This is a genomic window from Desulfoplanes sp. (assembly GCF_054921335.1).
Map to the genome: position 1 here is coordinate 1 of NZ_JBUDSQ010000154.1, position 3252 is coordinate 3252.

Annotated in this window: 3 protein-coding genes; 1 reads left to right on the top strand and 2 read right to left on the bottom strand. The window is 53.8% G+C overall.

What is annotated here, in order from left to right; all coding sequences use genetic code 11:
* Positions 1 to 130: 130 nt before the first annotated feature.
* A complete protein-coding gene (locus ACY692_RS14670) occupies positions 131 to 1429 on the bottom strand; it encodes a MerR family transcriptional regulator (protein ID WP_462326124.1) in 1299 nt (432 codons plus the stop codon).
* Positions 1430 to 1703: 274 nt separating this feature from the next.
* Positions 1704 to 2735, bottom strand: coding sequence for an FUSC family protein (locus ACY692_RS14675; protein ID WP_462326125.1), 1032 nt, complete (start codon positions 2733 to 2735; stop codon positions 1704 to 1706).
* 253 nt (positions 2736 to 2988) lie between these two features.
* Here ACY692_RS14675 and ACY692_RS14680 point away from each other — a divergent pair.
* Positions 2989 to 3252: hypothetical protein (locus ACY692_RS14680; protein ID WP_462326126.1), on the top strand; the 264-nt coding region annotated here is incomplete at its 3' end.

Here is a 3252-nt window from a genome sequence, read left to right on the forward strand (position 1 = left end):
AGGACAGGATAAAAGTTGAAAATCATGCCTTGTTCACCTGATGCGACGAATTCCATGTGCATCTACCAAGAAAAACGCCCCGGGGATACCGTATCCGCGGGGCGTTGGCTGTGGTGAACCGTTGTCAGCTTCACTCGTTTTTGAGCACCTGCATGCAGTACCCGTACATGCCGGGATAGCGGCGGTACAAGTCGATCTCCAGGCGGGTGCTGTCGATGATGGCTCGCCCATCCGGGTCATCGCCATATGCAGATTCCACATCGTTCATGCGCTGTTCCACATCATCATAAAAATCCTTCCAGCACGCATCGTCGATGATAAAATGGCCGAGAGAAACGTACCCCAGTTTTTCGGCGGCCTCTCCATTGTCCTTTGCCGTGCGCATGGTCGGGTAGGCCTCTTTCCAGAATTCCTTGACCTCGTCAGGGGCGCTTTTGGTCAGCCAGACAGCGTCGCTGATAACCATGCAGCCACCGGGCTTGAGGAATTGCTTCCAATAGGCAAGCGCCTTATCCACACCCATGATATAGGCCGCACCCTCGCACCAGATCAGATCAAAACCCGCGGGTTCAAAATCGAGATCCCCCATGTCCCTGGCGAGAGCTGTCACACGATCGGATACGCCCAGATCCTCGGCCCGCTGCATGAGCGTGTCGAGAAACGGTTGATAAACATCCGTCGCAACAATGGTCCCATCCATTATCCGGGCCAAATCCATGGTGGCTCCGCCCGTACCGCATCCCAATTCCAGTATGACGGGCTTGTCCGGCAACCCGGTACACATCTCATATGCCCGACTGGCCATGGCCAAACTGCCCGGCCCTTCCCGCTTCAATCCTTCGTAGAGCTTGAAAAAGACGTCCATGAATCTTCCGGTCTCCTTGTTGATGGTGAATATCACGTGGGGTGCTGCAGCCAGGGCCCGGATGGCGGATATGTCCGTCTCCGGGATACGCAAATGGCGCAGGAACCGGTCGTGTTTCTCTGGAGCACTCCGTTCAAACCGTATGTGCCAGTTGCGCATGTCCCCTTCGCTGAATCCGGCGGTCTTGAGCAGAGCCACCCATGTCTTCTTGTCCATGGGCTCATTGTCGGCAGGCAAATTCTCGTGACCGAGCAGGCCGGCCACCATCACCTGTTGCTCCCTGAGCCCGTTCATTTCTTCGTTGAGCTCGGTCAACCGGTCTTCCAGGACACGTGTTACATGGGACCCGCTCCCTTCTTCGAGGATGCGCCCTATATCCTTGAGCGGCAGCCCGGCCTTGCGGAGCTCACAGATCCTGGCAAGCCGGGCGTCATCCCCGTCGTTGTACTGCCGGTATTCGCCCTTGGTGTACTCGCTGGGGCAGAACAATCCGATACGCTCGTAGTAAAGCAGGGTGGAGCGGGACAGTCCGTGTTTTCTGGCTAACCTTCCAATTGTGGCCATAATTTTTCGCGCTGTTTTTTGAGTCTTCCGGGCTCGCTCTTGAACATGATGACCCCATGTATGAACTATGAACCTATAGACAGGTCAACCGGTTGGCAGAATCCGGGCATTCCTCCGACCGGGATATGCGTTCGGGAACAATTACCAATCGGGATATCAGACCGGCCGGTAGGGTCCGACCATCAGACCATCCAAACGAAAAGTGACAACTTTTTTTCAGGACCCGACAGCATTGGCAGAAGGCATAGCCGTTGCGTCCGACACCGCCCGACAACTAGCATTTGCCCAGCTGCCGACCATACCGAAGGATGAGTTTACCCATGGAATGGGCTCCGTGGTAAAAGGCAAAAAACTGAACAAGCTTTTGGAGATGAAACCTTCTGGTGGCCCCGCCTTCTCGGAGTTCCAGAAGCCTGCCCTCGGCCCGCCTGAGGGCTTGGGAGAGCTCGTCTATGCGGGGAATCTCTCCTGCTCCGATGGTCGACATGGTGGTCAGGGTGGCGGACACCAGCTCGCGGAGCTCCTGTTCCATGATAATTTCGTATCCCTTACCATCAACGCTGTTCAGGGCATGGAGCATGGTCTGCAGATAGGTCGAAGAGGCCTCAAGGGTACGAACCTTGAGGCTCAGAAGATCCACATCTTCATTATATACCCAGCGCTCATGACGGACTATCTTCCCGTAAAGCGCACGATCCTCGCGAACATCCGCAACCAGACGGTCAAGCAGGTGCGGATCGAGTTCTGCCTGCAGGGAAAGGAAGGCCTCCATGAGTGTCTGGTACGCCGCAGCGCATGCATTGAATCGTTCACGGAGCCTTCCCCGGAGGGCATTTCCCGCACGCATGGGCCAGAGCACAATACTGATCACAAAGGCGCATAGAACTCCCACCCCGATCTCCACCACCCGGAGCATCCCGAAGACGAGACGGTTCTCCTCGCCCACGCTGGCCAGGATGACGATGCACACCGTGATGGCCGCCATACGGTACCTGATGTTGTACCTGGTCATGTACGCGCAAAAGCCCACGGCGCAGAACAGGGCCACCATGGTCATCACCCGATTTTCCGGAAAAATCACAATGGCCGCGATCCCGATGAAAGCCCCCACCGCTGTCCCGGAAAACCGGTACAGACACATGCGGATGGAGTCGGCCACATTGGTCTGCATGACGATCACCGCAGAAAGTCCGGCCCAATACCCGTATTCCAGGTGACACAAGGAGGCGACCACACAGGCCAGCACAGCGGCCACACCGGTCTTCACTCCATGACGGATCATGGCCGTATGGGAATCAAAATCCACGTTACCCGCTCCATATCTTATTTGTTTATCGCTGTTTTTTATACATGGTATCTTTTTTTTAAAACCGATTTTCTTGAGCCACCGTGAAGGATGCGACTGCAAGAGATGCCCTCCTCGCCAAATCCTGAAAAATCATGAGAGCTAACTATCTGGTTTTGCTTAAAACTTAATCATTTAAAACCGCCTGCAAAAAATACTTTTTGCAGGCACATCTAAAGTGGACAGTACTCCTTTTACATATCAGAATAAAAATATGACCACACGCAAAAAAAAATCGAAAAAGAAACTTGTCCGGGACAATCGCCTGAATAATGCAAAAAGATGGCTCCATAAACATCCGCAAAAAAATTTGCTGGCTGCTTATACGAAACGGTATGGAGTCGATCCCGATATTGCCCGCGACGAGTTGATGCAACTTGGTTTCTACGATGAATTGTGTATTCAGTCTTATGATAAAGAAGGAATCGACTGGGAATACCGGGTGGAACCTCTCTCAGGAGAAATGTTCGTTGTCCCC